27 protein-coding genes and 3 tRNA genes are annotated in these 26,781 nt (G+C 73.2%); 11 read left to right on the top strand and 19 right to left on the bottom strand.

The features are described 5' to 3' along the window. Positions 1-13 precede the first annotated feature (13 nt). From rpmG to AB0C99_RS02635, 3 genes are all read right to left on the bottom strand, one after another. Positions 14-178, bottom strand: a complete 165-nt coding sequence (rpmG, locus tag AB0C99_RS02645; protein WP_003956487.1) for a 50S ribosomal protein L33 — start codon at positions 176-178, stop codon at positions 14-16. Positions 179-267: 89 nt separating this feature from the next. Further along, positions 268-340, bottom strand: a tRNA-Met gene (locus AB0C99_RS02640). A gap of 44 nt (positions 341-384) precedes the next feature. Then, positions 385-457 (bottom strand) — tRNA-Thr (locus tag AB0C99_RS02635). Positions 458-676: 219 nt separating this feature from the next. Between AB0C99_RS02635 and AB0C99_RS02630 the strand changes: the two genes are divergently transcribed. Genes AB0C99_RS02630 through AB0C99_RS02620 form a run of 3 tightly spaced genes read left to right on the top strand, consistent with a single transcriptional unit; the run spans position 677 to position 3,658 of the window. Then, positions 677-1,942, top strand: coding sequence for an amidohydrolase family protein (locus AB0C99_RS02630; RefSeq protein ID WP_362468469.1), 1,266 nt, complete (start codon positions 677-679; stop codon positions 1,940-1,942). A 17-nt stretch (positions 1,943-1,959) separates the two neighbouring features. Further along, a complete protein-coding gene (locus AB0C99_RS02625; protein ID WP_362468467.1) occupies positions 1,960-2,616 on the top strand; it encodes an NAD(P)H-binding protein in 657 nt (218 codons plus the stop codon). 52 nt (positions 2,617-2,668) lie between these two features. Next, positions 2,669-3,658 carry a hypothetical protein gene (locus AB0C99_RS02620; RefSeq protein ID WP_362468465.1) on the top strand — a complete coding sequence of 330 codons (990 nt, stop codon included), beginning with the start codon at positions 2,669-2,671 and terminating at the stop codon, positions 3,656-3,658. 102 nt (positions 3,659-3,760) lie between these two features. On the opposite strand, the gene AB0C99_RS02615 is transcribed toward AB0C99_RS02620, so the two are convergent. Then, positions 3,761-3,842 (bottom strand) — tRNA-Tyr (locus AB0C99_RS02615). A gap of 172 nt (positions 3,843-4,014) precedes the next feature. Between AB0C99_RS02615 and AB0C99_RS02610 the strand changes: the two genes are divergently transcribed. Both AB0C99_RS02610 and AB0C99_RS02605 read left to right on the top strand, forming a co-directional pair. Then, on the top strand, positions 4,015-4,506 hold the full coding sequence (locus AB0C99_RS02610) for a YajQ family cyclic di-GMP-binding protein (RefSeq protein ID WP_362468463.1): 492 nt from the start codon (positions 4,015-4,017) through the stop codon (positions 4,504-4,506). 69 nt (positions 4,507-4,575) lie between these two features. Then, positions 4,576-5,196 carry an alpha-ketoglutarate-dependent dioxygenase AlkB gene (locus AB0C99_RS02605; RefSeq protein ID WP_362468461.1) on the top strand — a complete coding sequence of 207 codons (621 nt, stop codon included), beginning with the start codon at positions 4,576-4,578 and terminating at the stop codon, positions 5,194-5,196. Between the two features lie 7 nt (positions 5,197-5,203). Here AB0C99_RS02605 and AB0C99_RS02600 read toward each other — a convergent pair whose 3' ends face one another. Continuing rightward, entirely contained in the window at positions 5,204-5,473 is a 270-nt protein-coding gene (locus AB0C99_RS02600) for a GlsB/YeaQ/YmgE family stress response membrane protein (RefSeq protein ID WP_362468460.1), read from the bottom strand. 57 nt (positions 5,474-5,530) lie between these two features. On the opposite strand from AB0C99_RS02600, the gene AB0C99_RS02595 reads away from it, so the two are divergent. Then, the gene (locus tag AB0C99_RS02595) at positions 5,531-6,760 is read left to right on the top strand and encodes an amino acid permease (protein WP_362468458.1); all 1,230 of its coding nucleotides are present in this window, start codon (positions 5,531-5,533) and stop codon (positions 6,758-6,760) included. On the opposite strand, the gene AB0C99_RS02590 is transcribed toward AB0C99_RS02595, so the two are convergent. The 14 genes from AB0C99_RS02590 to AB0C99_RS02525 form a co-directional block, all read right to left on the bottom strand. After that, positions 6,741-7,796, bottom strand: a complete 1,056-nt coding sequence (locus AB0C99_RS02590) for a hypothetical protein (RefSeq protein WP_362468456.1) — start codon at positions 7,794-7,796, stop codon at positions 6,741-6,743. The two genes, AB0C99_RS02595 and AB0C99_RS02590, sit on opposite strands and share 20 nt — an antisense overlap. Continuing rightward, complete coding sequence (locus AB0C99_RS02585; RefSeq protein WP_362468454.1) at positions 7,796-8,197, bottom strand: YccF domain-containing protein; 402 nt, start codon at positions 8,195-8,197, stop codon at positions 7,796-7,798. The genes AB0C99_RS02590 and AB0C99_RS02585 overlap by 1 nt, the downstream gene beginning before the upstream one ends. Continuing rightward, positions 8,194-9,057 carry a zinc metalloprotease HtpX gene (htpX, locus tag AB0C99_RS02580; RefSeq protein ID WP_362468453.1) on the bottom strand — a complete coding sequence of 288 codons (864 nt, stop codon included), beginning with the start codon at positions 9,055-9,057 and terminating at the stop codon, positions 8,194-8,196. Before htpX ends, AB0C99_RS02585 begins: the two co-directional genes overlap by 4 nt. A 159-nt stretch (positions 9,058-9,216) precedes the next feature. After that, positions 9,217-9,672: a large conductance mechanosensitive channel protein MscL gene (gene mscL, locus AB0C99_RS02575; RefSeq protein WP_362468451.1), complete on the bottom strand. Its 456-nt coding sequence runs from the start codon at positions 9,670-9,672 to the stop codon at positions 9,217-9,219. A gap of 35 nt (positions 9,673-9,707) precedes the next feature. Further along, positions 9,708-11,198, bottom strand: a complete 1,491-nt coding sequence (locus AB0C99_RS02570) for an NADH-quinone oxidoreductase subunit N (protein ID WP_362468449.1) — start codon at positions 11,196-11,198, stop codon at positions 9,708-9,710. Continuing rightward, positions 11,198-12,775, bottom strand: a complete 1,578-nt coding sequence (locus AB0C99_RS02565) for an NADH-quinone oxidoreductase subunit M (RefSeq protein ID WP_362468447.1) — start codon at positions 12,773-12,775, stop codon at positions 11,198-11,200. Before AB0C99_RS02565 ends, AB0C99_RS02570 begins: the two co-directional genes overlap by 1 nt. Before the next feature lie 3 nt (positions 12,776-12,778). Beyond that, the gene (locus AB0C99_RS02560; protein ID WP_362468446.1) at positions 12,779-14,752 is read right to left on the bottom strand and encodes an NADH-quinone oxidoreductase subunit L; all 1,974 of its coding nucleotides are present in this window, start codon (positions 14,750-14,752) and stop codon (positions 12,779-12,781) included. Then, positions 14,749-15,132 (bottom strand): NADH-quinone oxidoreductase subunit NuoK, encoded by a 384-nt coding sequence (nuoK, locus tag AB0C99_RS02555; protein ID WP_362468444.1) that lies wholly within the window; start codon positions 15,130-15,132, stop codon positions 14,749-14,751. Before nuoK ends, AB0C99_RS02560 begins: the two co-directional genes overlap by 4 nt. Further along, entirely contained in the window at positions 15,132-15,749 is a 618-nt protein-coding gene (locus tag AB0C99_RS02550) for an NADH-quinone oxidoreductase subunit J (protein WP_362468442.1), read from the bottom strand. Before AB0C99_RS02550 ends, nuoK begins: the two co-directional genes overlap by 1 nt. Next, a complete protein-coding gene (locus tag AB0C99_RS02545) occupies positions 15,746-16,321 on the bottom strand; it encodes an NADH-quinone oxidoreductase subunit I (protein WP_362468440.1) in 576 nt (191 codons plus the stop codon). Before AB0C99_RS02545 ends, AB0C99_RS02550 begins: the two co-directional genes overlap by 4 nt. 2 nt (positions 16,322-16,323) lie before the next feature. Then, the gene (locus AB0C99_RS02540; RefSeq protein ID WP_362468438.1) at positions 16,324-17,292 is read right to left on the bottom strand and encodes a complex I subunit 1 family protein; all 969 of its coding nucleotides are present in this window, start codon (positions 17,290-17,292) and stop codon (positions 16,324-16,326) included. Beyond that, positions 17,289-18,629 carry an NADH-quinone oxidoreductase subunit C gene (locus tag AB0C99_RS02535; protein ID WP_362468436.1) on the bottom strand — a complete coding sequence of 447 codons (1,341 nt, stop codon included), beginning with the start codon at positions 18,627-18,629 and terminating at the stop codon, positions 17,289-17,291. The genes AB0C99_RS02540 and AB0C99_RS02535 overlap by 4 nt, the downstream gene beginning before the upstream one ends. Then, a complete protein-coding gene (locus AB0C99_RS02530; protein WP_362468434.1) occupies positions 18,626-19,198 on the bottom strand; it encodes an NADH-quinone oxidoreductase subunit B family protein in 573 nt (190 codons plus the stop codon). Before AB0C99_RS02530 ends, AB0C99_RS02535 begins: the two co-directional genes overlap by 4 nt. Further along, positions 19,189-19,581: an NADH-quinone oxidoreductase subunit A gene (locus tag AB0C99_RS02525; protein ID WP_362468432.1), complete on the bottom strand. Its 393-nt coding sequence runs from the start codon at positions 19,579-19,581 to the stop codon at positions 19,189-19,191. The genes AB0C99_RS02530 and AB0C99_RS02525 overlap by 10 nt, the downstream gene beginning before the upstream one ends. A 249-nt stretch (positions 19,582-19,830) precedes the next feature. On the opposite strand from AB0C99_RS02525, the gene AB0C99_RS02520 reads away from it, so the two are divergent. The 5 genes from AB0C99_RS02520 to AB0C99_RS02500 all read left to right on the top strand — a co-directional run bounded on the left by AB0C99_RS02520 (position 19,831) and on the right by AB0C99_RS02500 (position 26,771). Further along, positions 19,831-21,012, top strand: coding sequence for a sensor domain-containing protein (locus AB0C99_RS02520; protein ID WP_362468430.1), 1,182 nt, complete (start codon positions 19,831-19,833; stop codon positions 21,010-21,012). Between the two features lie 266 nt (positions 21,013-21,278). Beyond that, the gene (locus AB0C99_RS02515; RefSeq protein ID WP_362468429.1) at positions 21,279-22,565 is read left to right on the top strand and encodes a sensor domain-containing protein; all 1,287 of its coding nucleotides are present in this window, start codon (positions 21,279-21,281) and stop codon (positions 22,563-22,565) included. Between the two features lie 154 nt (positions 22,566-22,719). Next, positions 22,720-23,379: a response regulator transcription factor gene (locus AB0C99_RS02510; RefSeq protein ID WP_362468647.1), complete on the top strand. Its 660-nt coding sequence runs from the start codon at positions 22,720-22,722 to the stop codon at positions 23,377-23,379. A 409-nt stretch (positions 23,380-23,788) separates the two neighbouring features. Next, entirely contained in the window at positions 23,789-25,726 is a 1,938-nt protein-coding gene (locus AB0C99_RS02505; protein ID WP_362468427.1) for a 2-oxoacid:acceptor oxidoreductase subunit alpha, read from the top strand. After that, positions 25,719-26,771: a 2-oxoacid:ferredoxin oxidoreductase subunit beta gene (locus AB0C99_RS02500; protein WP_362468425.1), complete on the top strand. Its 1,053-nt coding sequence runs from the start codon at positions 25,719-25,721 to the stop codon at positions 26,769-26,771. Before AB0C99_RS02505 ends, AB0C99_RS02500 begins: the two co-directional genes overlap by 8 nt. The last annotated feature ends 10 nt before the right edge of the window (positions 26,772-26,781 follow it).

The raw sequence follows: 26,781 nt of genomic DNA, 5'->3' as shown, positions 1-26,781 counted from the left end.
TGTACGAGCCTGATTAACGCGTCTCGCGGTGCGCGGTGTGCGAGTTGCAGCGAGGGCAGTGCTTCTTCATCTCAAGACGGTCCGGGTTGTTACGCCGGTTCTTCTTGGTGATGTAGTTCCGCTCCTTGCACTCCACGCAGGCCAGCGTGATCTTCGGGCGGACGTCGGTGGCAGCCACGTGAGTGCTCCTTGACGGACGGATAGACGGATTGAACGCAGAAAATAGTAGCCGATCGTAGGACCGACCCCACAATCGGCTACTGCGTGTAGCGGTGACCGGACTTGAACCGGTGACACAGCGATTATGAGCCGCTTGCTCTACCGACTGAGCTACACCGCTTTGATGATCTGGATCCCGCCCGAGGGCGGGATCCTTCTCACCAGAGCCCCAATACGGAATCGAACCGTAGACCTTCTCCTTACCATGGAGACGCTCTACCGACTGAGCTATTGGGGCGAGCGAGGAAGACATTACACGGTCCCCGGCCCATCACCCAAATCCGTTTCCCCGGCCCTCCGCGCGGCCTGTTCCCGGGCGCCTCCTAGGCCACACGTGCCCTCATCAGTACGACTATTGCGCTCCTCCTCGAAGGCTGCGGCGGGCGCCCCTAGGCTCGGGCCCACGCTGAGTGATCTTGATCTTGGCCAGCGGTGGCCGGAGCCCGGAGGAGCCCGATTGTCAGCCGACAGCAAGCAGCCCCAGCCGTCGCCCGAGGACCGGGCCGCGGCCACCGCCGACACCACGTCGCTGCTGCTCTGCAACGCGCGGCTGACCGACGGGCGCACGGTCGACGTACGGCTCGGCGGCGGCCGGATCGAGGCGGTCGGCACGGCGGGCAGCCTCCCCGTCGTCGGCGCCCGGGTCGACCTCGCCGGCTATCTGCTGCTGCCCGCCCCCGCCGAGCCCCACGCGCACGCCGACACCGCCCTCACCGCCGACTCCCCCGGCCCCGTCTCGTACGCCCCGGAGGAGGTCCAGCGCAGGGCCACCGAGGCGGCGCTGTTCCAGCTCGGGCACGGGGCCACCGCGCAGCGCGCCCAGGTGCGGATCGGGGACGTGCACGGCCTCGGGCCGCTGGAGGCCGTGCTCCAGGCCCGGCGCTCGCTGCGCGGCCTGGTCGACCTGACGGCCGTGGCGGTGCCCCGGCTGCTCACCGGGGCGGCCGGGGCGGACGGGCTCGCGATGCTGCGGGACGCGGTGAAGATGGGCGCCGGGGTGGTCGGCGGCTGCCCGGACCTGGACCCGGACCCGACCGGGTACGTGGAGGCGGTGCTGGAGGTGGCCGCCGAGCACGGCTGCCCGGTGGACCTGCACACGGACGGCGAGGACCCGGCGCGCCTCGCCCGGCTCGCCGCGATGGCCGGGGGGCTGCGGCCCGGGGTGACGATCGGGCCCTGCGCGGGGCTCGGCCGGCTGGCCCCGGAGGCGGCCCGGCGGGCGGCGGACCGGCTCGCGGCGGCCGGGGTGACGGTGGTCACGCTCCCCCAGGGCGGCTGCGGCGAGACCGAGCGGCGCGGCACCGCCCCGGTGCGGCTGCTGCGGGCGGCCGGGGTGCGGGTCGCGGCGGGCAGCGGGGCGCTGCGGGACGTCTCGAACCCGGTGGGGCGCGGGGACCCGCTGGAGGCCGCCTATCTGCTGGCCTCGCTGGGCGGGCTGCCGCCCGGGGTGGCGTACGCGGCGGTGAGCGCGGACGCGCGGGCGGCGATGGGGCTGCCGGAGGTGCGGGTGGAGGCGGGCTTCCCGGCGGAGCTGCTGGCGGTGCGGGGCGAGCGGCTGGCGGGCGTGCTGTCCCTCGCGTACAGCCGGATCGTGGTGCACCGGGGGCGGGTGGTGGCGCGGACCAGCGCGGTGCGCGAGTACTGCGACTCGGCGGCGGCGCTGGACCTGCCGAGGCAGACACGCCCTGAGCGGCCCGATCCGGGCGGCGGCGCGGCCCGCTGAGCCGTACGGTCGGGAGTATGCGCGTAGTCATCGCTGGTGGACACGGACAGATCGCCCTGCGGCTGGAGCGGCTGCTGGCCGCGGGCGGGCACGAACCGGTGGGCCTCATCCGCCGCCCGGAACAGGGCGAGGCCCTGCGGGAGGCGGGCGCCGAACCGGTGCTCATGGACCTGGAGTCGGCCTCCTCGGCCGAGCTCGCCGGGGTCCTGACGGGCGCGGACGCGGCCGTCTTCGCGGCGGGCGCGGGACCGGGCAGCGGGGCCGACCGCAAGGACACGGTGGACCGCGCGGCGGCGGTCCTCTTCGCGGACGCGGCCGAACGGGCGGGGGTGCGCCGCTTCGTCGTGGTGTCGTCGATGGGCGCGGACGCGGCCCACGAGGGCGAGGAGGTCTTCGACGCGTATCTGCGGGCGAAGGGCGCCGCCGACGACGCCGTGCGCTCCCGCGCGGGGCTCGACTGGACGGTCCTGCGGCCCGGGATGCTCACGAACGACGCCGGGACGGGCCTGGTCCGGCTGGAGGCCAGGACGGGCCGCGGGCCGGTCCCGCGCGACGACGTGGCCGCGGTGCTGGCCGAGCTCCTGGAGACCCCGGCGACGGCGGGCCTGACCCTGGAGCTGATCTCGGGCTCCGTGCCGGTGACGGTCGCGGTGAAGGACATCGCGGGCAACTGACCGGCGGCGGGCTTAAGTTGGACCCTCCACGCCGTACCGGGGGGTCCCGCCCATGCGCGTCCTGTTCTACTACCCGCTCGTCTCGCCGCCCTCGGAGGTGGTCCACGAGGCGCTGCTGTACTGGGACGGCCTCGCGTCCGTCGTCCCGCGCGACCGCGAGGTGGCGCGGGCGGCGACGGGCCCGGAGCTGCGCGAGCTGCGGGAGCGGGGGCTGTACCTGCCGATGAGCCCGTACGGCTCCTCCGCGCCCGACCTGTTCGATCCGGGGCTGCGGGAGCGGATCGCGGAGGAGCTGGACCGGCTGGCGGCCCGTCAGGCGGTCGCCCCTGAGCCGTTCGACGCCTACATCAACTCCACGAAGTGGTCGTGGCGCCTGGAGGAGCACGTGCTCTCCCTGGGGCTCGGCACCCGGCTGCCGGGGCGCTGGTCGCTCGCCGTGACGTCGGCGACCGCGCACACCGTCATCGGGGCGGCGGCGCGGATCATGGCGGCGCGCGAGAGCCGGGGCACCACGGCGTACATCCCGTACACCGACCGGCCGCTCGCGCACCGGGCCGCGCGGGAGCTGGCCGCCGGCGAGCCGGGGCGCGGCTACGAGGCCGAGCTGGGCCGCCTGCTGCCCCTCCCGGCCCCCGGCACCCCGCTCCCGGCGCTGCTGGCCTTCCGGGAGCGCCACGCGGACGAGCGGCACCGGCTGGTGCGCGCGGTCCACCGGCTGCTGGGCGAGCTGCGGCGCGACTACGCGCACCCGGCCGAGGTGCTGGCGGAGCTGGAGCGCGAGCTGACCGTGGCGGCGGCGGACTACCGGGCGGCGGGCACGGCGCTGCGGCTGGCCTGGCGGACCCGGCTGGTGACGGTGGCGGTGGCCCTGGCGGGCGCGGCGGGCGGCGCGGCGGCGCTCCCGGGCTGGGCGACGGTGGTGGCGGCGACGGCGGGCGCGTACGCGATCAACGTGGCCACGTCCCCGGTCCGCCCGCTGCGGGCCCGCCGCGACGAGCACGACTTCGCGTATCTGCACCGGGTCCGCGCGGAGCTGGGCTGAGCCGGGCCGCGCTGAACCGGGCCGGGCCGGGGCCTTTCGGGCGGTGGGGACGCGAAACGGCCCCGATCCGCGTTTCCGCTGATCGGGGCCGTCTCTTCCATGTGGCGGCGCCAGGATTCGAACCTGGGTAGGCTAAGCCGACGGATTTACAGTCCGCTCCCATTGGCCACTCGGGCACACCGCCATGGGATCGCTGCTTCGGATGGCCGCTTTTCGGCGGTGTTCCTTGGCAACGACGTAAACAATACCCGATCCCCAGGGGTGCTTCGCCACCGGATTGATCACGGCTTCACGGCGGTCCGGGTGGCTACGCTTTGCGCTGTACCCGAACGCATCCGAGCAAGGAGCCTCACGTCATGGCCGACTCCAGTTTCGACATCGTCTCCAAGGTCGATCGGCAGGAGGTCGACAACGCCCTCAACCAGGCTGCCAAGGAGATCCAGCAGCGCTACGACTTCAAGGGGACCAACGCCTCGATCAAGTGGTCGGGCGAGAAGATCCTCATGGAGGCGAACGGCGAGGAGCGGGTCAAGGCGATCCTCGACATCCTCCAGACCAAGCTGATCAAGCGCGGCATCTCGCTGAAGTCGCTGGACGTGGAGGGCGAGCCGCAGCTGTCCGGCAAGGAGTACAAGCTCTTCGCCTCGATCGTGGAGGGCATCTCCCAGGAGAACGCCAAGAAGGTCTCCAAGGTCATCCGCGACGAGGGCCCCAAGGGCGTCAAGGCGCAGGTCCAGGGCGAGGAGCTGCGCGTCAGCTCCAAGAGCCGGGACGACCTCCAGGAGATCATCGCGCTGCTCAAGGGCAAGGACTTCGACTTCGCCCTGCAGTTCGTGAACTACCGGTAAGCCGCGGACGCACCCGGTGGACGCGCACCCCGACGGCCCCCTGGGCGAATCGCCCCCGGGGGCCCCGGCGTGAGCGAGGGCCTGTTCCCGCGCGAGCGGGCCGAGCCGGCGCCCGGGGCGGTGCACGTGCCCGGGTGGCTGCCGTTCGCGCGGCAGCGGGAACTGGTGGCCGCCTGCCGGGAGTTCGGGCGGGCCGCCCCGTACCGGCACACCGTGCTGCCCGGCGGCGGCGTGATGTCGGTGCGCTCGCTGTGCCTGGGGCGGCGCTGGGAGCCGTACCGCTATCTGGACGGCGTCGCCGTCGAACTGCCCGGCTGGCTGGCCTCGCTGGGGCGGGCGGCGCTGGTCGAGGCGTACGGCGGGCACGGCGGGTTCGCGCCGGACACCGCGCTGGTCAACCACTACGCGCACGGGGCGCGCATGGGGATGCACCAGGACCGGGAGGAGCGCTCCGGCGCGCCGGTGGTGTCGCTGAGCCTCGGCGACACGTGCGTGTTCCGGCTGGGGAACGCCGAGGACCGCGGCCGGCCCTGGACCGACGTGGAGCTGGTCTCCGGGGACCTGTTCGTCTTCGGCGGGCCGTCCCGGCTCGCCTACCACGGGGTCCCCAAGGTGTACGCGGGGACGGCCGAGCCCGGTCTCGGGCTCACCGGGCGGCTGAACATCACCCTGCGCGAGACCGGGCTCTGACCCTGGTTCAGCGCTGCCGTGAGTGGCCGAAGAGGACCCGGTAGGCGATCAGCAGGACCAGCGAGCCGCCGATCGCCGAGAGCCAGGTCGCGCCGTCGTAGAAGTCCGCGTCGATCGGGCGGTCCAGGAAGCGGGCCGACAGCCAGCCGCCGAGGAACGCGCCCACGATGCCGATCAGCGTCGTGCCGATCAGGCCGCCCGGGTCGCGTCCGGGCAGCAGGATCTTGGCGATGACGCCGGCGAGCAGGCCGAGAACGATCCAACTGATGATGCTCATGCCACGAAAGACGCCCTGTCGGCCCCGGCGGTTGCCGCCCTGGCTAGGGTGCGGCCCATGACACAGGAACTGCGCCGCACCCTCGGGGTGTTCGACGCCGTCGTCATCGGGCTCGGCTCGATGCTCGGCGCCGGGATCTTCGCGGCGCTCGGCCCGGCGGCCCGCGCGGCCGGCACCGGGCTCCTGCCTGCCCTCGCGGCGGCGGCCCTCGTCGCGTACTGCAACGCCCTCTCCTCGGCCCGGCTCGCCGCCCGCCACCCCGAGTCCGGCGGCGCCTACGTCTACGGGCGGGAGCGGCTCGGCCCGTTCTGGGGCTATCTGGCGGGCTGGGCCTTCATCGCCGGGAAGACCGCCTCCTGCGCGGCGATGGCGCTCACCGCGGGCGCCTACCTGTGGCCGGAGCGGGCGCACGCGGTCGCCGTCGCCGCCGTCGTCGCGCTCACCGCCGTGAACTACCGGGGCGTGCGCACGTCCGCGCTGCTCACCCGGGTGATCGTCGCCGCCGTCCTCGCCGTCCTCGCCGCCGTCGTGACCGTGTCCTTCGGCGCCGGGCGCGCCGAGCTGCTCGGGCTCGACCAGGACGTGCGCAGCGGCGGGGTGCTCCAGGCCGCCGGGCTGCTCTTCTTCGCCTTCGCCGGGTACGCGCGGATCGCGACGCTCGGCGAGGAGGTCCGCGACCCGGCCCGGACCATCCCGCGCGCGGTGCCGGTCGCGCTGGGCATCGCCCTCGCCGTCTACGCGGCCGTCGCCGTCGGCGCCCTCGCCGTCCTCGGCTCCCCCGGGCTCGCCGACTCCGCCGCCCCGCTCGCCGACGTCGCCCGCGCGGCGGGCGCTCCTGCGCTGGTGCCGTTCGTGGCCGTCGGCGCGGCGCTCGCCGCCCTGGGCGCGCTGCTCTCGCTGATCCTCGGGGTCTCCCGGACGACCCTCGCCATGGCCAGGGACGGCTATCTGCCGGCCCCGCTCGCCGCCGTGCACCCCCGCTTCGGGGTGCCGCACCACGCGGAGCTCGCGGTGGGCGCCGTGGTGGCCGCGGTGGCGGCGACGGGTGACGTGCGGGCCGCGATCGGCTTCTCGTCGTTCGCGGTCCTCGCGTACTACGGCGTCGCCAACGCCGCCGCCTGGACGCTGGGCCCGCGCGAGCGCCCGCTGGCCGCCCTCGGGCTGCTCGGCTGCGGGGTGCTGGCCTTCGCGCTGCCCATGGGCGCGGTGCTGGCCGGGGTCGGCCTGCTGGCGGCGGGGACGGTCGCGTACGCCGTGGTGGGCGCCGTCAGGCGAACTCGACCGTGACACCGGAGCAGGCCAGCGCGACGACGATCTCCTCGAAGGTCGGCGGCCGGTCCCGCGCGCGCGGGACGACGCCGAGGCAGGTGCGGGCGACCTCGGCGTCGTGCCAGACCAGGGTGGTGCCCGGCTCGAACGGCGGGTGCAGCTGGTCCAGGTCCTCCGCGAGATAGCCGCCGGGGCCCAGGAACGCCTCGCCCAGCGCGCACCAGAAGGAGTCCGCGTCCACGACGTGGGCGCCGTCGAGGTGGTACGTGTCGGCCGGCGGGTCCGGCACCTCGGAGCGGCGCCTGGCCTGCTCCAGCCACGCGCCGCGGGTCCCGGAGGGGAAGCGGGCCCAGGTGCCGGGCTCCTCGGGCCGGTCCCGCCACCACAGCTCCCAGATGTCGGCGACGGCCGGCGGGCGCAGGTCGCGGCGGTCGACGAGGACGGTCACGTCGAGCAGCCCGGCGTCGGCGTCCCCTGCCGCCGTGGCCCCGGCGTCCGTCTCCCGCGCGGAGGGGGCCCAGCCGGTGATCCGGGCGCCCCGGGCGCCGAAGGCGGCCGTGCCGGCCTGGGCGAGGCGCTGGAAGGTGACGGGGGCGGTGAGGGTCCGGTCCCGCGCCACGGCCTCGCGCAGCGCCCCGCGCGGGGCGCAGCCGAGGAAGGTGACCTCGGTGTGCGTGGCCTCCTCCGGCTGCTCGGGGGAGATCCGTATCAGGTGGGCGCAGTCCACCGCGTCCCGCCGGTCGCGCTCGCGCGCGGGCGGGGTGCGGGCCTCGACGGTGACGACGTCGCCGCGGATGCCGAGGACGCGGACGTCCTGGAGGCCGAGGACACCGTCGGAGGTGCGCACGTAGAGCTCGCCCTGGGGTGCGGTGCCCTCGACGACGGCCTGGGTGACGGCCCGCCCGAGGGGGCCGCGCGGCTCGCAGCCGCGCAGCTCGTAGCGGGCGCGGGCGGGCGGCGCGGGCTCGGCGAAGAGGCCCTCCACGTCGGCGCAGAGGGCGAGCAGGTCGGCGCCGGCGAGCAGCGCGTACTTCGGGTTCGGCGGTCTGCGCACTAGCGGGCCGGGTAGCCGTAGCCGGCCTGGTCCGTGGGGACGATCTCCTTGCCGAGCGGCAGCAGCGAGACCGGCACCATCTTGAAGTTCGCGATGCCGAGCGGGATGCCGATGATCGTGAGGCAGAGGGCGATGCCGGTGGTGATGTGGCCGAGGGCCAGCCACCAGCCGGCGAGGACCAGCCAGAGCACGTTGCCCACGCAGGAGGGGGCGCCGGCGTCGCGGCGGTCGACGACCGTCTGGCCGAAGGGCCACAGGGCGTAGAGGCCGATCCGGAAGGCGGCGAGGCCGAAGGGGATGCCGATGATCGTGATGCAGAGCAGGACGCCGGCCAGCATGTAGCCGAGGAACATCCAGAATCCGCAGAGGACCAGCCAGATGACGTTCAGGATTGTCTTCACGGGCGGGGACCTGCCATCTGTTCGAGCCGGGCGATGCGCTCGGCCATCGGCGGGTGGGTGGAGAACATCTTCGAGAGTCCCTGCCCCGGGCGGAAGGGGTTCGCGATCATCATGTGGCTCGCGGTCTCGATCTTCGGCTCGGGGGGCAGCGGGAGCTGTTTGGTGCCCGCCTCCAGCTTGCGCAGGGCGCTGGCGAGGGCGAGCGGGTCGCCGGTGAGCTGGGCGCCGGAGGCGTCGGCCTCGTACTCGCGGGAGCGGGAGATGGCGAGCTGGATCACGGAGGCGGCGATCGGGCCCAGGATCATGATCAGCAACATGCCGAGCAGGCCGGGGCCGTCGTCGTCGTTGGAGCGGCCGATGGGGATCAGCCAGGCGAAGTTCACCAGGAACATGATCACGGAGGCGAGCGCCCCGGCGACCGAGGAGATCAGGATGTCCCGGTTGTAGACGTGGCTGAGCTCGTGGCCGATGACCCCGCGCAGCTCGCGCTCGTCGAGGATGGCGAGGATGCCCTCGGTGCAGCACACGGCCGCGTTGCGCGGGTTGCGGCCGGTGGCGAAGGCGTTCGGCGCCTGGGTGGGCGAGATGTAGAGCCGTGGCATGGGCTGGCGCGCCTGGGTGGAGAGCTCCCGGACCATCTTGTAGAGGGCCGGGGCCTCGAACTCGCTCACGGGGCGGGCGCGCATGGCCCGCAGCGCCAGCTTGTCGCTGTTCCAGTACGCGTACGCGTTGGTGCCGATCGCCACGAAGAGCGCGACGATCAGGCCCGTACGCCCGAAGAAGCTGCCGATGACGATGATGAGGGCCGAGAGCCCTCCGAGGAGTACGGCGGTCCTCAGCCCGTTGTGCCGGCGGTGCACGGTACGCCCTCCAAATGGTGCGGCAGGGGAACCCTTTGCTCTATGGGGATCCACCGTCCAGTGGACCCTCCCCTCCTGGTCAACGCCAGGCGGGAGGCTCGGGTTCCCCGGGCCGCACGGGGGGCCGTGTGGGCCGTACGGGTGACTGGGCCCTGTCGTCTAGCGGGGCAGCGGGACGCCGAGCTTCTCCAGCGAGCCTGCGATCGGCTCGACCTCGCTGGTGCAGTGGGCGCAGCGGGAGGCGACGGCCGGGATCTCGGTGAAGCAGCGGGGGCAGTCGCGCTTGGCGGACTTCGGGTCGGCGGCCTCCGCCTTGGCGAACCTCTCCTGGATCTTCGCCATGGGGACGACGATCAGGAAGTAGAGGACGGCGGCGGTGATCACGAACGCTATGGCGGCGGCGATCGCCAGGCCGTACGGGAAGACGGTCTTGCCGACGGTGAAGCTGGCCTCGCTGAAGTCGCCGACCGAGCCGGTGGCGAGGCCGATGAGCGGGGTGATGAACGCCTTGCTGAAGCCGGTGACGACGGCGGTGAACGCGGAGCCGACGGCGAGACCGATGGCCATCGAGACGACGTTCCCGCGAAGTATGAAGTCCTTGAAACCGTTCAGCACGGGGTACTGCTCCTTGGGTTTGTTCCGTGGGGGGATCAGAAGAGGCTGTTCGCCGCGTAGCGGAGGGCGAGCTGCGGGTAGCCCGACAGCACGACACCCGCGGCGGCGGTCAGCGCGATCGCCAGGGTGACGGGGGTGGGGGCCCCGAGCCGCGTGACGGCTCCCCTGGGCGCGCGGAAGACCAGCGCGGTCCACCGCAGGTAGTAGTAGAGCGCGATCACGACGTTCACGGCCATGATCACGGCGAGCCAGCCGAGACCGGCGTCGACGGCTGCCGAGAACACGGTCACCTTGGCGAAGAGGCCGATGATACCGGGGGGCAGTCCGGCCAGATTCAGCAGGAAGAACCCGAGCGCGAGGGCGGCGCCGGGGCGCTCGGCGTACAGCCCGCGGAAGTCGGAGATCCGGGCCTTGGGGCGGCTGCGGGCGACGAGCACGACGACGGCGAAGGCGCCGAGGTTCACGGCGGCGTACATGAGGGCGTACGCGACGGTGGCGCCGATCTGGTCGTCGGTGGAGTACGCGGCGGCGGCGATCGGCACCAGGAGGTAGCCGGCCTGGGCGACGGAGGACCAGGCCAGCAGCCGTACCGCGCTCCACGCGCGGGTGGACGCCTGGCGCAGCGCGGCCACGTTCCCGACGGTCATGGTGAGGGCGGCGAGCACGGCGAGCGCCGGGCCCCAGACGTCCGCGTAGGAGGGGAAGGCGACGACGGTCACCAGGATGAGCCCGGTGAAGCCGACGGCCTTGCCGACCACGGAGAGGTAGGCGGCGACGGGGAGCGGGGCGCCGACGTAGGTGTCGGGGACCCAGAAGTGGAAGGGCACCACGGCGGTCTTGAACGCGAAGCCGACCAGGGTGAGGATCACGCCCGCCTGGGCGAGCGTGTGGAGCTGGCCCGGGACCGCGCCGAGCCGCGCGGCGATCTCGGTGAGGTGGAGGGTGCCGGTCGCCGCGTAGACGAAGCTCACGCCGAGCAGGGTGACGGCGGTCGCGGTCACCGAGGAGAGGAAGAACTTGAGTGACGCCTCGCTGGACATCCGGTCGCCGCGGCGCATCCCGACGAGCGCGAAGGCGGGCAGCGAGGCCACTTCGAGGGCGACGACGAGGGTGGCGAGGTCCCGGGAGGCGGGCAGCAGGGCGGCGCCGGCGGCGGAGGCCAGCAGCAGGAACCAGTACTCGCCCGCGGGCAGCCTGTCGTCGCGGGTGTCGGCGACCGAGAGGAGCGCGGTGACGAGGGCGCCCGCGAGCACCAGGAGCTGGATGACGACGGTGAAGTCGTCGGCGCTGTAGCTGCACGCCCGCAGGCCGGTGTCCGGGACGAGGCAGAACGTGGAGCGGTCGCCGGCGCGCAGCGGGACGAGCAGCGCGAGGGCGGCGGCCAGGCCGCCGATCGCGGTCCAGCCGAGCAGCGCCTTGCGCGCGGGCGGGACGAAGAGGTCGGCGACGAGGATCCCGACGCCGACCACGGCGGTGAGGGTGGGCGGCGCGATCGTGAGCCAGTCGACGGACTGGACGAGGGACATCACGGCTTTCCTCCGGCGAGCAGCTGCTGGACGGCCGGGTCGGTGAGGCCGAGGAGGACCGCGGGCCACAGTCCGGCGAGGACGGTGAGGGCGACGAGCGGGCTCCAGGCGGCGAGCTCGTATCCCCGGACGTCGGCGATGGGGGTCTCGCCGGCCGGGCGGGGGCCGCCCATGCAGACGCGGCGGACGACGAGGAGCAGGTAGGCGGCGGTGAGGAGGGTGCCGAAGCCGCCGATCGCCATGTAGGTGAGGAAGGCGGGGCGGCTGAGGCCCTCGGCCGGGTCGAAGGCGCCGAAGAGGGCGAGCATCTCGCCCCAGAAGCCGGCGAGCCCGGGCAGGCCGAGCGAGGCGACGGCGGCGAAGGCGAGCAGGGCGCCGAGGCGGGGGGCGCGGCCGTAGAGGGCGGCGCCGGTGGCCCCGGCGAGGGTGTCGAGGTCGGCGGTGCCGTAGCGGTCCTTGAGGGCGCCGACCAGGAAGAAGAGGAGGCCGGTGATGAGGCCGTGGGCGATGTTGGCGAAGAGGGCGCCGTTGACCCCGGTGGGGGTCATGGTGGCGATGCCGAGCAGGACGAAGCCCATGTGGCCGACGGAGGAGTACGCGATCAGGCGCTTGAGGTCGCCCTTGTTGCCGGGTCGGACCAGGGCCAGGCAGGCGAGCGAGCCGTAGACGATCCCGGCGACGGCGAAGCCGCCGAGGTACGGGGCGAGGGCGTGCATCCCGTCGGGGGCGACGGGCAGCGCGATCCGGACGAAGCCGTACGTGCCCATCTTCAGCATGACGCCGGCGAGGAGCACCGAGCCGACGGTCGGGGCGGCGGTGTGGGCGTCCGGGAGCCAGCTGTGCAGCGGCCACATCGGGGTCTTCACGGCGAGCCCGACGCCGATCGCCAGAACGGCGATGACCTGCACGAACGTGGTGAGGCCGCGGCCGTTGTCAGTGGCCAGTGCCACCATGTCGAACGTGCCCGCCTTGATGCCGACGAGGAGGAGGCCGAGCAGCATCACGACCGAGCCGAGCAGCGTGTAGAGGACGAACTTCCAGGAGGCGGCCCGCCTGCCCTCGCCGCCCCAGCGGGCGATGAGGAAGTACATCGGGACCAGGACCGTCTCGAAGGCCAGGAAGAACAGGATCAGGTCGAGGACGGCGAAGCTCGCGAGGGTGCCGGTCTCGAGGACGAGCAGCAGCGCGACGAACGCCTTGGGTGACGGGCCCGCGGGCGGCTTGAAGTAGCTGTACAGCGCGCAGAGGAAGGTCAGCAGCGCGGTCAGGAGCAGGAGGGGGAGCGAGATGCCGTCGACACCGAGGTGGATCCGCACGTCCAGCGCGTGGATCCAGCTGATGTCCGTGGTGGCCTGCATCGTCGAGGGGCTGTCGTGGTCGAAGCCGAGCGCGAGGACGACCGCGGCCAGCAGGATCACGCCGGTGACGGTGACGCCGTGGCGGAGCACGGCCTGGTCGGGGGACTTCCCCTTCAGTCCGGGCGGGGCCGGCAGGAGGGCGGCGGCGGCGCCGAGGAGCGGGCCGAGGACGATGAACGCCAGAAGGAACCGCATCACGGATTCGCTGATATCGAGCACGGCTCACGCTCCGGCGACGTTGGCGAGGACGACGGCGACGACCGCCAGGACGACGGAGCCGGCGAGCAGCGCGCTGAGGTAGCTCTGCACGTTGCCGGTCTGGGCGCGGCGGACGAGCCAGCCGAGGCCCTTGGCGCCGCCGGCCGCGCCGCGCACGTAGGTGTCGACGACCTCGCGGTCCAGGAAGCGGACCAGGGAGGCGGCGGCGAGTACGGGGCGGACGAAGGCGGCCCGGTAGACCGCGTCCAGGTGGAAGCCGTCCGCGGCGGCGGCGTGCAGCGGGCCCAGCAGGGCGCGGCCGGGGTCGCCCGGGTCCCGCGCGGGGTGCGGCAGGTCCAGGGCCTCCGCCTCGACCTCGCCGCCCTCGGCGCCGGGGTGGGCGACGGTGGCCGCGGCGACGGCGGCGCGCTTCGGGGCGAGCGAGCGCCACACCGCGTACAGCACCGCGCCGCCGACGACGGCGAGGCCGGTGCCGAGGACGGCGGTGGTGACGGTCGGGGTCAGCGGGTGCCCGTCGAACCAGTCGTCGAGGTAGCCGGCGGTGAGTCCGAAGCCGAGGGAGGGGACGGCGAGCACCCACAGGACGGTGGTCATGGCGATCGGCTGCCTGCCGTGGTCCGGGGCCTCGGCGCCGCGGCCCCGGAAGGCGAGCAGCCACAGGCGGGCCGCGTACGCGGCGGTGAGCAGCGCGGTCAGCAGGCCGGCGACGAGGACGGTCCAGCCCGCCCCGGCGGGGGCGAGGGCCGACTCGCCGGTGGCGGTGTGCTCGGCGGCGACGAGGACGGCCTCCTTGGAGAAGAAGCCGGCGAAGGGCGGGATCGCGGCGAGCGCGAGGAGGGCGATCGTCATCGTCCAGTAGGCGTCCGGGACGCGCTTGGCGAGGCCGCTCATCCGGGACATCGCCGAGAGCGAGTTGGTGCCCGCGGCGTGGATGACGGTGCCCGCGGCGAGGAAGAGCAGCGCCTTGAAGGCGCCGTGCGCGAGGAGGTGGAAGACGGCGGCGCCTCGGTCGCCGACGGCGAGGGCGCCCGCCATGTAGCCGAGCTGGCCGATCGTCGAGTAGGCGAGGACCCGCTTGATGTCGTCCTGGGCGAGCGCGGCGAGCGCCGAGCCGACCATGGTGACGGCGGCCATCACGGCGAGCACGGTCATCGCGGCGGCGGAGGCGGCGAAGACGGGCAGCAGCCGGGCGACGAAGTAGATGCCGGCGGCGACCATCGTCGCCGCGTGGATCAGCGCGGAGACGGGGGTGGGGCCGGCCATCGCGTCGGGCAGCCAGGTGTGCAGCGGGAACTGCGCGGACTTGCCGGCCACGCCGGCGAGGAGCAGCAGCGCGATGAGGGTGGGGTGGTCGAGGCCGCCGCTCGCGACGGTGCCGAGGATGCCGGTGACGCGGAAGGTGCCCGCGTCGGCGGCCAGGGCGAAGAGCCCGATGAGGAAGGGGACGTCGCCGAGCTTGGTGACGAGGAACGCCTTCAGGGAGGCCGCGCGGGCCTCGGGGGTCTCCCAGTAGTGCCCGACCAGGAAGTACGAGCAGATGCCCATGATCTCCCAGCCGACCAGCAGCACCATCAGGTCGCCGGAGTAGACGACGAGCAGCATCGCGGAGGTGAAGAGGGAGACCAGGGCCGCGTACGAGGGGTAGCGCGGGTCGTGCCGGAGGTAGCCGGTCGAGTAGACCTGCACGCAGGTGGCGACGGTGCCGACGAGGATCGCGACGAGGGCGGCGAAGCCGTCGATGTGCAGCGCCAGGTCGATGGGGACCGAGCCGGTGGGGGTCAGCTGGGTGGCCGCGTCGATCGTCTTCCCGCCGCCCTGCCGGACGGCGACGAGGACGGCCAGGACGGCCGCGGCGAGCGTCGGCAGCACGGCGAGCGGGCGCGTGAAGCCGGGGGCGGCGCGGCCGAGGAAGAGGCCGGCGACCGCGCCGAGGAAGGGGAGCAGGGGGACGAGGACGGCGAGGGTCGTGGTGGTCACGCGGTGGCCTCGGCCTTCTCGTCTTTGTGGTCGTCGTCGCCGTCGCCGTCATCGGACGGGTCGTCCTCGGACGGCTTCTCCTTGGTGTCACGGAGCCGGTCGACGTCCGAGGTGCCGCGGTTGCGGTAGACCATCAGGACGATCGCGAGACCGATGCCGATCTCCGCGGCGGCGATGGCGATGGTGAAGAGGGTCAGGGCCTGGCCCGCGTGCAGGGTGTCGCGGAGCCAGACGTCGAAGGCGACGAGGTTGAGGTTGACGGCGTTGAGCATGAGCTCGACGCCCATCAGGACCAGGATCGCGTTGCGCCGGGCAAGCACGCCGTACAGGCCGACGCAGAAGAGGAGGGCGGCCAGGACGGCCGGGTAGACGAGGTGCATCAGCTCCGGTCCCCCGCGTTCTCGGTCTCGGACCCGGACTCGTTCCCGCCGGTTCGCTTCGACAGGACGATCGCGCCGACCAGGGCCGCGAGCAGCAGCACCGACAGCGCCTCGAAGGGCAGCACCCAGTGCCGGAACAGGATCTCGCCGGTCACGGCCGTGGAGCCCTGGACGGCCGCGCCGTCGAGCTCGACCCAGGTGGTGCGGAAGGCGTCCACGACCACCCAGACCAGGGCCGCGGCGGCGGCCACCGCGACCCCGAGGGCGACCCAGCGGTTGCCGGAGTCGGCGTCCGGGGAGCGGCCGATGGGGGCCTTGGTGAGCATGAGCCCGAAGAGGAGGAGGACGACGACCGAGCCGACGTAGATCAGCACCTGCACCCAGGCGATGAACTCGGCGGTCAGCAGCAGGTACTCGACGGCGATCCCGCCGAGCGCCACGACCAGCCACAGGGCGGCGTGCACGAGCTGCTTGGTGGTGACGGTGACGACGGCCGCGCCGAGGGTGACGAGGCCGACGAGGAGGAAGGCGATCTCCACGCCGGTGGGCGACAGGAAGCCGTGGGCGGCGGGCTGGGCCGCGGACTGGGCCGCTGACTGGGCTGCGGTGAGGATCACTGCTGCTCCCCCTCCGTCTCGGCCGTCTCGGCGGCCTCGGCGGCGGCCTGGGCCGCCGCCTTCTCCGCCGCCTTGCGGGCCGCGGCGATCTCCTTCGGCTCCTCCGCGCGCGGGTCGAGCGCGGGCGGCTCCGGGACGGTCCACATCCACTCGCGGAGCTTGTCGCGCTCGTGGGTCAGCTCGTGGATGTCGGTCTCCGCGTACTCGAACTCGGGCGACCAGAACAGCGCGTCGAAGGGGCAGACCTCGATGCAGATGCCGCAGTACATGCAGAGCGAGAAGTCGATCGCGAAGCGGTCGAGGACGTTGCGGCTGCGCTCGCGCCCGCCGGGGGCGGCGGCGGGCACCGTCTCCTTGTGGGAGTCGATGTAGATGCACCAGTCGGGGCACTCGCGGGCGCACAGCATGCAGACCGTGCAGTTCTCCTCGAACAGCCCGATCACCCCGCGGGTGCGGGGCGGCAGCTCGGGCTGCACGTCCGGGTACTGCGCGGTGACACTCCTGCGGGTCATCGTGCGGAGGGTGACGGCGAGGCCCTTGGCGAGGCCGGAGCCGGGGATCGGGGGGGCCATGGTTACTGGATCGCCACCTTCACGATGCCGGTCAGCGCGATCTGCGCGAGGGCGAGCGGGACGAGGGTCGTCCAGGCGAGCTTCTGGAGCTGGTCCTCGCGGAGCCGGGGGTAGGAGACGCGCAGCCAGATCACGACGAACGCCAGGACGGCGGTCTTCAGCAGGGTCCAGACCCAGCCGAGTCCGTCGGCGCCGAGCGGGCCGTGCCAGCCGCCGAGGAAGAGGACGGTGGTCAGGCCGCACAGGACGACGATGCCCGCGTACTCGGCGAGCAGGAACAGCGCGAAGCGCAGGCCGGTGTACTCCGTGTACGCGCCGAAGATGATCTCCGAGTCGGCGACGGGCATGTCGAACGGCGGGCGCTGGAGCTCGGCCAGGCCCGCCGTGAAGAACACGAGCGCGCCGACGATCTGCCAGGGCACCCACCACCACTCGAAGGCGTTGAGGATGCCGGGGAGGGAGACGGTGCCGGCGGCCATCGCCACGGACGCGGCGGCGAGCAGCATCGGCAGCTCGTACGCGAGCAGCTGGGCGGCCGTGCGGAGGCCGCCGAGCAGCGAGAACTTGTTGGCCGAGGCCCAGCCCGCCATCAGGCTGCCGAGGACACCGACGCCCATCACCGCGAGCACGAAGAAGATGCCCGCGTCGATCACCTGCCCGACGGCGCCCTCGCTCGGGCCGATCGGGATCGCCACGAGCACGAGCAGGTACGGGAGGAGGGCGACGGCCGGCGCGAGCTGGAAGATCCGCCGGTCGGCGGCGGCCGGGACGACGTCCTCCTTCTGCGCGAACTTCACGCCGTCGGCGACGAGCTGCGCCCAGCCGTGGAAGCCGCCCGCGTACATGGGGCCGAGGCGGCCCTGCATGTGGGCCATGACCTTGTGCTCGGTCTGGCCGACGACGAGCGGCAGCACGAGGAAGACGGCGAAGACGATGAGCAGCCGGAGGGCGACGTCGAGTACGTCGGTCACGCGGGATCGCCTCCGGCGGGGTCGGTGTCGTCGGTCCCGGCGGGCTTGTCGGCGGGCTCGGGCGCGGCGGGCTTGTCGGGGTCCTCGGGCGCCTCGGGCGCCTGGTCCTCGTCGAAGGCCGGGCGGGCGTGGTGCCAGGGGGCGTCGGCGCTACGGGTCCGGGGCGCGGGCTTCTGGGGCGCCTCGGCGCCGTCCGGCTGCCCGGCCGCCGCGTCGGTCGCCGCCTCGGCCGCCCGCTGACTCGCCGAACCGGCGGAGGCGCTGCGGGAGCGGCGTACCGGAGCGGACGGGTCCGCAGCAGGAGCCGGAGCCGGGGTCGGGGCCGACTGGCTCGCGGAGCCGTCCGAAGCCGAGCGGGAACGGCGTACCGGAGCCGACGGGTCCGCCGCCGGAGCCGGCGTCGGCGCCGACTGGCTCGCCGAGCCGTCCGAAGCCGAGCGCGAGCGCCGTACCGGAGCCGACGGGTCCGCCGCCGGAGCCGGAGCCGGCGCCGACTGGCTCGCCGAGCCGTCCGAAGCCGAGCGGGAGCGGCGTACCGGAGCCGACGGGTCCGCCGCCGGAGCCGGAGCCGGGGTCGCCTGGCTCGCCGAGCCGTCCGAGGCCGAGCGCGAGCGGCGGGGCGGGGTCGGCGGGTCGGGGGTCGTCGCCGGGGTCGGCTGGGTCGCCGAGCCCTCGGTGGTCGTGCGGGCGCGGCGGGCCGGGCGGTCGCCCGCGGCGGCGCGCGAGGGGCGGGCCGGGGCCGGCGGGAGCTGGCCCTTGAGGGGGCCCCACTCGTTGGGGTCGGGCACGCCGGGCGGCAGCATCTGGCGCCGCTTGGGGGCGTTCGGGTCGTGGGCCTCGCCCGGTTCCTTCGCGCCGGGCCACGCCTTGGCGACGCGGGCGGCCAGCACGAAGTCCTTGCGGAGCGGGTGGCCCTCGAAGTTCTCGGGGAGCAGCAGGTGCACCAGGTGCGGGTGGTCCGTGAAGGTCACGCCGAACATCTCGTACGTCTCGCGCTCGTGCCAGCCCGCCCCCGCGTACACCGCCACGGCGGTCGGCAGCGAGGGGGCGGCGTGCGGGACCGTCGTGCGCAGCAGGAGGCGGCGGACGTGGCCGGGGCCGACCGAGGCGACGTGCGCGCAGACGCGGAAGCCGGTGCCCGGCTCGTCGACGGCGCTGAGCCAGTCGAAGTAGGTGCAGCCCAGCTTGTCGCGGGCGATCTCCAGCGCCGCGATCCAGGAGGCCGTCGGGACGTCGACCGTGAGCAGGTCGTACGCCCGCTCGGCCGTCGCCTCCGCGCCGAAGAGGTCGGTGACCGCGTCCGGGAGGGTGTCGAAGGCGTTCTGGTTCAGCGTCATGCCGTGGCTCCCGGCTGCGGGGGCCGCACCAGGCCGCTGGTGAGCTGGGCGACGGACGGCTCGGGCGCGCCGTAGCGCTCGCCGAGGCTCTCGCGGGCGATCTTCTCCTGGAGCTTGAGGATGCCCTGGAGGAGCGCCTCGGGGCGGGGCGGGCAGCCCGGCACGTAGACGTCGACCGGGATGATCTGGTCGACGCCCTTGGTGACGGAGTACGAGTCCCAGTACGGGCCGCCGCAGTTGGAGCAGGCGCCGAAGGAGATGACGTACTTGGGCTCCGGCATCTGCTCGTACAGGCGCTTGACGGCGGGGGCCATCTTGTCCGTGACGGTGCCGGAGACGATCATCAGGTCGGCCTGGCGGGGGCCGGGCGCGAAGGGGATCACGCCGAGCCGGATGAAGTCGTGACGGGCCATCGACGCGGCGATGAACTCGATCGCGCAGCAGGCGAGGCCGAAGTTGAAGACCCACAGGCTGTAGCGGCGGCCCCAGTTGAGGACCACCTTCATCGGCTCCGGGGCCAGCCGGGCGAGCGGGCCCAGCTTGGGGGCCGGAAGCGGTGTCACAGCCATGCCAGGACGCCCTTCTTGTACGCGTAGAGCAGTCCCACGGCCAGGAAGCCGAGGAAGACGAACATCTCGACCAGGGTGGTCGCCCCGTAGCCGGGGGCGGCGAAGACCGTGGCCCAGGGGAAGAGGAAGATCGAGTCGACCGCGAAGATCACGTAGAGGAAGGCGTAGACGTAGTAGCGGACCTGGGTGTGGGCCCAGCCCTCGCCGACGGGGTCGACGCCGCACTCGTACGTCAGCAGCTTCTCGGGCGTCGGCACGACGGGCCGCAGCAGCCGCCCGGCGCCGAACGCGACGGCGACGAAGAGCACTCCGAGGACGGCCAGCAGGCCGACGACGGAGTACGTCTGAAAGTAGTCCGCCGCGACAACGGTCGGTTCCCGCACGTCCGCCCCTCGGTCTCGGTGTCCCACCGGTGTCTCACCGGTTTCTTTGAGCACGTTCTTTTACCCACGCGAGTCTAGGCCCTGCTAAAGGGGCGGTAAGCAGACGAGCGGGGCGCACCGGGGCGGGGCCGGGCCCGGGTCGGGCCCGGGTCGGGCCGGGGCCGGGCCGGGGTCGGTGGGGTTATCCCCCCTCTTCCTCACCGACCTCCCCCATGGCGTGTCCGGGGCCTCTACCGGCAGCCTTGTCCCATGAATGACCTCACCGCCCCCGACGCCGACGCCCCTTCCGCCCCGCCGCCAGCGCGCTTCGCCTACGGCCGGCACACCTGGAAGGAGATCGCGCACCTCCTCGCCGATCTGCCGTGCGCGCTGCTCGGTTTCGTGTACGCGGTCGTGACGATCGCGCTCGGGGTGGGGCTCGCCGTCACCGTCGTCGGCCTGCCGCTGCTCGCGCTCGGCCTCGCCGGGGCGCGCGGGACGGCACGGGCGGAGCGGGCGCGGGCGCGCGCGCTGCTGGGCGTCCAGGTGGACGAGCCGAGCCGGCTGCCCCGGCGGGACGGCTTCTTCCCCTGGCTGTGGGCGCAGCTGAAGGACCCGGTGGCGTGGCGGAGCCAGCTGTACGGGTTCATCCGGCTGCCGTGGGGCATCGTGACGTTCACGGTGACCCTGGTGTCCCTGATCGTGCTGTGGCCGGTGCTGCCGTTCGTGGCGCGCGGGCTGTCCAACGCGGACCGGGGCATGGTCCGGGGCCTGCTCTCGCCCTCCGACGAGCTGGAGCGCCGGATCGCGGAGCTGGAGTCGGACCGGGGCGTGGTCGTGGACACCGCCGCCGCCGACCTGCGCCGGATCGAGCGGGACCTGCACGACGGGGCGCAGGCGCGGCTGGTGGCGCTGGCGATGGGGCTCGGGCTCGCGAAGGAGAAGCTGCTCGACGACCCGGACGCGGCGGCGGCGATGGTCGACGAGGCGCACGGCGAGGTCAAGCTGGCCCTCCAGGAACTGCGCGACCTGGCCCGGGGCATCCACCCGGCCGTCCTCACCGACCGGGGGCTCGACGCCGCCCTGTCGGCGATCGCGGCGCGCTGCACCGTCCCGGTGCGGGTCGGGGTCGAGCTGCCGGCCCGGCCCGCCGAGGCCATCGAGGGCATCGCGTACTTCACGGTCTCCGAGCTGCTCCAGAACGTCTCCAAGCACTCCCGCGCCCGCTCGGCTGCGGTGGAGGTGTGGCGGTCGGGGGACCGCCTGATGCTCCAGGTCCGCGACGACGGCGTGGGCGGCGCCCGCCTGGACGGCCCCGGCACGGGCATGGCGGGCCTCGCGGAGCGGCTGGGCGCGGTGGACGGCGTGTTCGTCGTCGACTCCCCGGAGGGCGGCCCGACGGTGGTCACGGCGGAGCTGCCGTGGCGCGACCGGGCGGCGGGGCGGGGGTAGGCCGGGGGTAGGCCGGGGGTAGGCCGGACCGGGCGGCGGGCCGGGGGCGTGAGCCGTTCCCGCTGCTCCCCCGCCGTCCGTCCCCGTCCCCGTCCCCGTCCCCGCCCCCGTCCCCTCTCCTCTCCTCTCTTTCCTGACTCCCCTCCCCTCCCCGGTAGGGAAAACCCCCCTCCACAGACGCCGACCCTCCTCATGGTTCCGGGGCGCCGTTCCCGGGAGGGTGGGAGTGACCGAGACACCCACCCGCGTGAGAAACGGACCCCCCGATGGCCTCCCCGCGTCTTCCCGCCGCCGTGCGCGCCCCGTTCGAAGGGCGTACCTGGCGCGAGTTCGGCTACGTCCTGCTCGGGATGCCGCTCGGTGTCCTCTACTTCTGCCTCGCCATTTCCTTCTTCTCCGCCGGTGCCGGGCTCCTCGTCACCTTCCTGGGCGTCCCGCTGCTGGCCGGCACGCTCGCGATGTGCCGGGGCTTCGGCGCGGTGGAGCGGGCGCGGGCGCGCGGGCTGCTGCGGCTGGACGTGCGGGCGCCGGAGCCGGTGCGGGGCCGGAAGGCCGGGGCGTTCTCGTGGATGGGCGCGATGCTGAAGAGCGGCGCCTCCTGGCGGCACCTGCTGTACGCGCTGCTCCACTTCCCCTGGGCGGTCTTCTCCTTCTCCCTGGTGATCGCGCTCTGGTGCTGGGGCTGGGGCCTCTTCACGTATCCGCTGTGGCAGTGGGTCTTCCCCATGTACCTGGGCCAGGACGGGCTCCAGCTGTACGGGGACGGCACCCACGGCATCTATCTGGACTCGGGCTTCGAGGTCACCGTCACCTGCCTGGTCGGCCTGCTCTTCGTCCTGCTGGGGCCCTGGGTCCTGCGGGGTCTGGTGAACGTGGACCGGCTGATGGTCTCGGGGCTCCTCGGGCCGTCCCGGCTGGCCTCGCGCGTGACCGAGCTGGAGTCGGACCGGGGCGTGGTCGTGGACACCGCAGCCGCCGACCTGCGCCGGATCGAGCGGGACCTGCACGACGGGGCGCAGGCGCGCCTGGTGTCCCTGGCCATGGACCTGGGCCTCGCGAAGGAGAAGCTGGCGCACGATCCGCTGGCGGCGGCGGCGATGGTCGACGAGGCGCACGGCGAGGTCAAGCTGGCCCTCCAGGAGCTGCGGGACCTGGCCCGGGGCATCCACCCGGCCGTCCTCACCGACCGGGGGCTCGACGCCGCCCTGTCCGCGATCGCCGCGCGGTGCGCCGTCCCGGTGACGGTGGACGTGGAGCTGCCGGGCCGCCCGGCGGCGGCGATCGAGGGCATCGCGTACTTCACGGTCTCCGAGCTCCTCCAGAACGTCTCCAAGCACGCCCGCGCCCGCCACGCCTGGGTGGACGTGTGGCGGTCGGGCGACCGGCTGATGCTCCAGGTCCGCGACGACGGCGCCGGCGGCGCGGCCCCGGCGGCCGGGCACGGGCTCGCGGGGCTCGCGGAGCGGCTGGGCGCGGTCGACGGCGTGCTGGCCGTGGACTCGCCGGCGGGCGGGCCCACGACGGTGACCGCGGAGCTGCCCTGGCGGGCGTGACCCCGCCCCGTCGCGGACGGGGGCGGCCGGGTTTGAACCCCCGCCCCCTCCCGCGCGTCCTTTCTGCTGCGATGCTGGGGAACTCTCAGCGCTGGGGATCACTCAGCTCAGGCAGCAGAAAGGCAGGGCCGTGACGGACAAGGGCACGGAGTGCGTGCGGGTGGTCATCGCCGAGGATTCGGTGCTGCTCCGTGAGGGTCTGACCCGTCTCCTCACCGACCTCGGGCACGAGGTCGTCGCCGGGGTCGGCGACGGTGAGGCGCTGGTGAAGACCGTGTCCGACCTGGCGGCCGAGGGCGCGCTGCCCGACGTGGTCGTGGCGGACGTGCGGATGCCCCCGACCCACACCGACGAGGGCGTACGGGCGGCGGTGCGGCTGCGCAAGGAGTACCCGGGGATCGGGGTGCTGGTGCTCTCGCAGTACGTGGAGGAGCAGTACGCGACCGAACTGCTGGCCGGTTCGAGCACCGGGGTCGGCTATCTGCTGAAGGACCGGGTGGCCGAGGTCCGCGAGTTCGTGGACGCGGTGGTGCGGGTGGCCCGGGGCGGCACGGCGCTCGACCCCGAGGTGGTGGCGCAGCTGCTGGGCCGGAGCCGCAAGCAGGACGTGCTGGCGGCGCTGACCCCGCGCGAGCGGGAGGTGCTGGGGCTGATGGCGGAGGGGCGTACGAATTCGGCCATCGCGCGGCAGCTCGTGGTGAGCGACGGGGCGGTGGAGAAGCACATCAGCAACATCTTCATGAAGCTCGGCCTGTCGCCGAGCGACGGGGACCACCGGCGGGTCCTCGCGGTCCTGACCTATCTGAATTCCTAGGGAGACCGATATCCCCAGGGAGACCGATCGGGACTCCTGGCCGGACTCCTGGAGGGATGCCTAGAGGGATTCCTCACTATCTGACACTCTGTCAGATAGTGAGGACCCGACGGACCCCGGCGGTTCCGCGCCACCCGGTCCACGGAATGGACGCGAAAACGCCGGTCCGTGATCGACAATGGACGGAACGTGACCCTTGGTCGACCCGAGGGCTCACGGAGCGCGACAATTGATGAGAAAAGGGTGTCCAGGGCGTCTCAAAAAGAGGTCCACCATCCGAGAAGTGCCGGGAAGGGTCCCGGCACGGACGTAGGGTGGGCCCCGGGACGACCGGTCGGCCGGTCGTCTTCCGAGCCTGTCTCCCGCCCCGGCGGAGAGAGAACCCTTGCCGCGAGGGAGGTCCAGTTCAGTGACCAGCCAGGTCAGCAGCGAGGCCGGTGAGGCCCTGGTCGGGGAGCAGCGAAGCGCCCCGGCGACGGCCGGCCACGGCGCCGCGAAGGAAGTCCGCCGGCTCGACCGGGTGATCATCCGCTTCGCGGGTGACTCCGGCGACGGCATGCAGCTCACGGGTGACCGCTTCACCTCGGAGACCGCGTCGTTCGGCAACGACCTCTCCACGCTGCCGAACTTCCCCGCCGAGATCCGCGCCCCCGCCGGCACCCTGCCGGGTGTCTCCTCGTTCCAGCTGCACTTCGCCGACCACGACATCCTGACCCCGGGCGACGCTCCGAACGTCCTGGTCGCGATGAACCCGGCCGCGCTGAAGGCCAACATCGGGGACGTCCCGCGCGGCGGCGAGATCATCGTCAACACCGACGAGTTCGCCAAGCGCGCGATGGCCAAGGTGGGATACGCCACCTCCCCGCTGGAGGACGGCTCGCTGGACGGCTTCCGCGTCCACCCGGTGCCGCTGACGACCCTCACGGTCGAGGCGCTGAAGGAGTTCGGCCTCTCCCGGAAGGAGGCCGAGCGCTCCAAGAACATGTTCGCGCTCGGGCTGCTCTCCTGGATGTACCACCGGCCCACCGAGGGCACCGAGACCTTCCTGCGCCAGAAGTTCGCGAAGAAGCCGCAGATCGCCGAGGCGAACGTGGCCGCGTTCCGGGCCGGCTGGAACTTCGGCGAGACCACCGAGGACTTCGCCGTCTCCTACGAGGTCGCCCCCGCGACCCGCGCCTTCCCCACCGGCACGTACCGCAACATCTCGGGGAACCTGGCCCTCTCGTACGGCCTGATCGCCGCCGCCCGCCAGGCGGACCTGCCGCTCTACCTCGGCTCGTACCCGATCACACCCGCCTCGGACATCCTCCACGAGCTGTCCAAGCACAAGAACTTCGGCGTGCGCACCTTCCAGGCCGAGGACGAGATCGCCGGCATCGGCGCGGCGCTCGGCGCGGCCTTCGGCGGCGCGCTCGCCGTCACCACCACCTCCGGCCCCGGCGTCGCCCTCAAGTCCGAGACCATCGGCCTCGCCGTCTCCCTCGAACTGCCGCTGCTCATCGTCGACATCCAGCGCGGCGGCCCCTCCACCGGGCTGCCCACCAAGACCGAGCAGGCCGACCTCCTCCAGGCCATGTACGGGCGCAACGGCGAGGCCCCGGTGCCGATCGTCGCCCCGAAGACCCCCGCCGACTGCTTCGACGCGGCGGTCGACGCGGCCCGGATCGCGCTCACCTACCGCACCCCGGTCTTCCTGCTCTCCGACGGCTACCTGGCCAACGGCTCCGAGCCCTGGCGGATCCCGGACGTCGCCGAACTCCCGGACCTCACCACGGCGTTCGCCACCGGCCCGAACCACACCCTGGCCGACGGTACCGAGGTCTTCTGGCCCTACAAGCGCGACCCCGAGACCCTGGCCCGCCCCTGGGCCGTGCCCGGCACCCCCGGCCTCGAACACCGCATCGGCGGCATCGAGAAGCAGGACGGCACCGGCAACATCAGCTACGACCCGGCCAACCACGAGTTCATGGTGCGCACCCGCCAGGCCAAGGTCGACTGTGTCGAGGTGCCCGACGTCGAGGTCGACGACCCGGACGGCGCCCGCACCCTGGTGCTCGGCTGGGGCTCCACGTACGGCCCGATCACGGCCGCCGTGCGGCGCCTGCGGGCGGCGGGGCAGCCGATCGCGCAGGCCCACCTGCGGCACCTCAACCCCTTCCCGAAGAACCTGGGCGAGGTGCTGAAGAGCTACGACAAGGTGGTGGTGCCCGAGATGAACCTGGGCCAGCTCGCCACCCTCGTCCGGGCCCGCTACCTCGTGGACGCCCGCAGCCACACCCAGGTCAACGGGATGCCGTTCAAGGCCGAGCAGCTCGCCGCCGCTCTCAAGGAGGCCATCGATGAGTGAGTCGCTGCTGCACCTGGTGCCGAAGGCCGAGGCCGCCCAGTCGATGAAGGACTTCAAGTCGGACCAGGAGGTCCGCTGGTGTCCCGGCTGCGGCGACTACGCCGTGCTCGCCGCCGTCCAGGGCTTCATGCCCGAGCTCGGACTGGCCCGCGAGAACATCGTCTTCGTCTCCGGCATCGGCTGCTCGTCCCGCTTCCCGTACTACATGAACACGTACGGGATGCACTCGATCCACGGCCGCGCCCCGGCCATCGCCACCGGCCTCGCGACCTCGCGCCGCGACCTGTCGGTGTGGGTCGTCACGGGCGACGGCGACGCGCTGTCCATCGGCGGCAACCACCTGATCCACGCCCTGCGCCGCAACGTCAACCTCAAGATCCTGCTCTTCAACAACCGGATCTACGGCCTGACCAAGGGCCAGTACAGCCCCACCTCCGAGGTCGGCAAGATCACCAAGTCGACGCCGATGGGCTCCCTCGACGCGCCCTTCAACCCGGTGTCGCTGGCGATCGGCGCCGAGGCCGGCTTCGTGGCGCGCACGGTGGACTCCGACCGCAAGCACCTCACCGAGGTGCTGCGGCAGGCCGCCGACCACAACGGCACGGCGCTGGTGGAGATCTACCAGAACTGCAACATCTTCAACGACGGCGCCTTCGAGGTCCTCAAGGACAACGAGCAGGCCAAGGAGGCCGTGATCCGCCTGGAGCACGGGCAGCCGATCCGCTTCGGCGCCGAGCTCGACAAGGGCGTGGTCCGCGACGAGGCCACCGGCGACCTGAAGGTCGTCCCCGTCACCCCGGAGAACGAGTCGCGGATCCTCGTCCACGACGCCCACTCCGCCTCCCCCACCACCGCCTTCGCCCTCTCCCGGCTGGCCGACCCGGACACGCTGCACCGGACGCCCATCGGGGTGTTCCGGTCGGTGGAGCGGCCGGTGTACGACACGCTGATGGCCGAGCAGCTGGACAAGGCCGTGGAGCGGCAGGGCAAGGGGGACCTGGGGCAGCTGCTGGCGGGCAACGACACGTGGACGGTCGTCGGCTGACACCGCGTCA

This window comes from Streptomyces sp. NPDC048659 (assembly GCF_040650575.1).
Lineage (GTDB): Bacteria > Actinomycetota > Actinomycetes > Streptomycetales > Streptomycetaceae > Streptomyces.
Note: the sequence above shows the minus strand (reverse complement) of the source record. Positions and strands in the feature narration are given on the sequence as shown.

What these genes read in the sequence shown, in the direction of transcription:
- AB0C99_RS02595 (WP_362468458.1), top strand. Translation starts at nt 5,531, where the DNA reads ATGACACAGGAACTGCGCCGCACCCTCGGGGTGTTCGACGCCGTCGTC.
- AB0C99_RS02610 (WP_362468463.1), top strand. Translation starts at nt 4,015, where the DNA reads ATGGCCGACTCCAGTTTCGACATCGTCTCCAAGGTCGATCGGCAGGAG.
- AB0C99_RS02500 (WP_362468425.1), top strand. Translation starts at nt 25,719, where the DNA reads ATGAGTGAGTCGCTGCTGCACCTGGTGCCGAAGGCCGAGGCCGCCCAG.
- AB0C99_RS02620 (WP_362468465.1), top strand. Translation starts at nt 2,669, where the DNA reads ATGCGCGTCCTGTTCTACTACCCGCTCGTCTCGCCGCCCTCGGAGGTG.
- AB0C99_RS02545 (WP_362468440.1), bottom strand. Translation starts at nt 16,321, where the DNA reads ATGGCCCCCCCGATCCCCGGCTCCGGCCTCGCCAAGGGCCTCGCCGTC.
- AB0C99_RS02520 (WP_362468430.1), top strand. Translation starts at nt 19,831, where the DNA reads ATGAATGACCTCACCGCCCCCGACGCCGACGCCCCTTCCGCCCCGCCG.
- AB0C99_RS02515 (WP_362468429.1), top strand. Translation starts at nt 21,279, where the DNA reads ATGGCCTCCCCGCGTCTTCCCGCCGCCGTGCGCGCCCCGTTCGAAGGG.
- AB0C99_RS02535 (WP_362468436.1), bottom strand. Translation starts at nt 18,629, where the DNA reads ATGACGCTGAACCAGAACGCCTTCGACACCCTCCCGGACGCGGTCACC.
- AB0C99_RS02530 (WP_362468434.1), bottom strand. Translation starts at nt 19,198, where the DNA reads ATGGCTGTGACACCGCTTCCGGCCCCCAAGCTGGGCCCGCTCGCCCGG.
- AB0C99_RS02570 (WP_362468449.1), bottom strand. Translation starts at nt 11,198, where the DNA reads ATGTCCCTCGTCCAGTCCGTCGACTGGCTCACGATCGCGCCGCCCACC.
- AB0C99_RS02600 (WP_362468460.1), bottom strand. Translation starts at nt 5,473, where the DNA reads ATGAGCATCATCAGTTGGATCGTTCTCGGCCTGCTCGCCGGCGTCATC.
- nuoK (WP_362468444.1), bottom strand. Translation starts at nt 15,132, where the DNA reads ATGCACCTCGTCTACCCGGCCGTCCTGGCCGCCCTCCTCTTCTGCGTC.
- AB0C99_RS02625 (WP_362468467.1), top strand. Translation starts at nt 1,960, where the DNA reads ATGCGCGTAGTCATCGCTGGTGGACACGGACAGATCGCCCTGCGGCTG.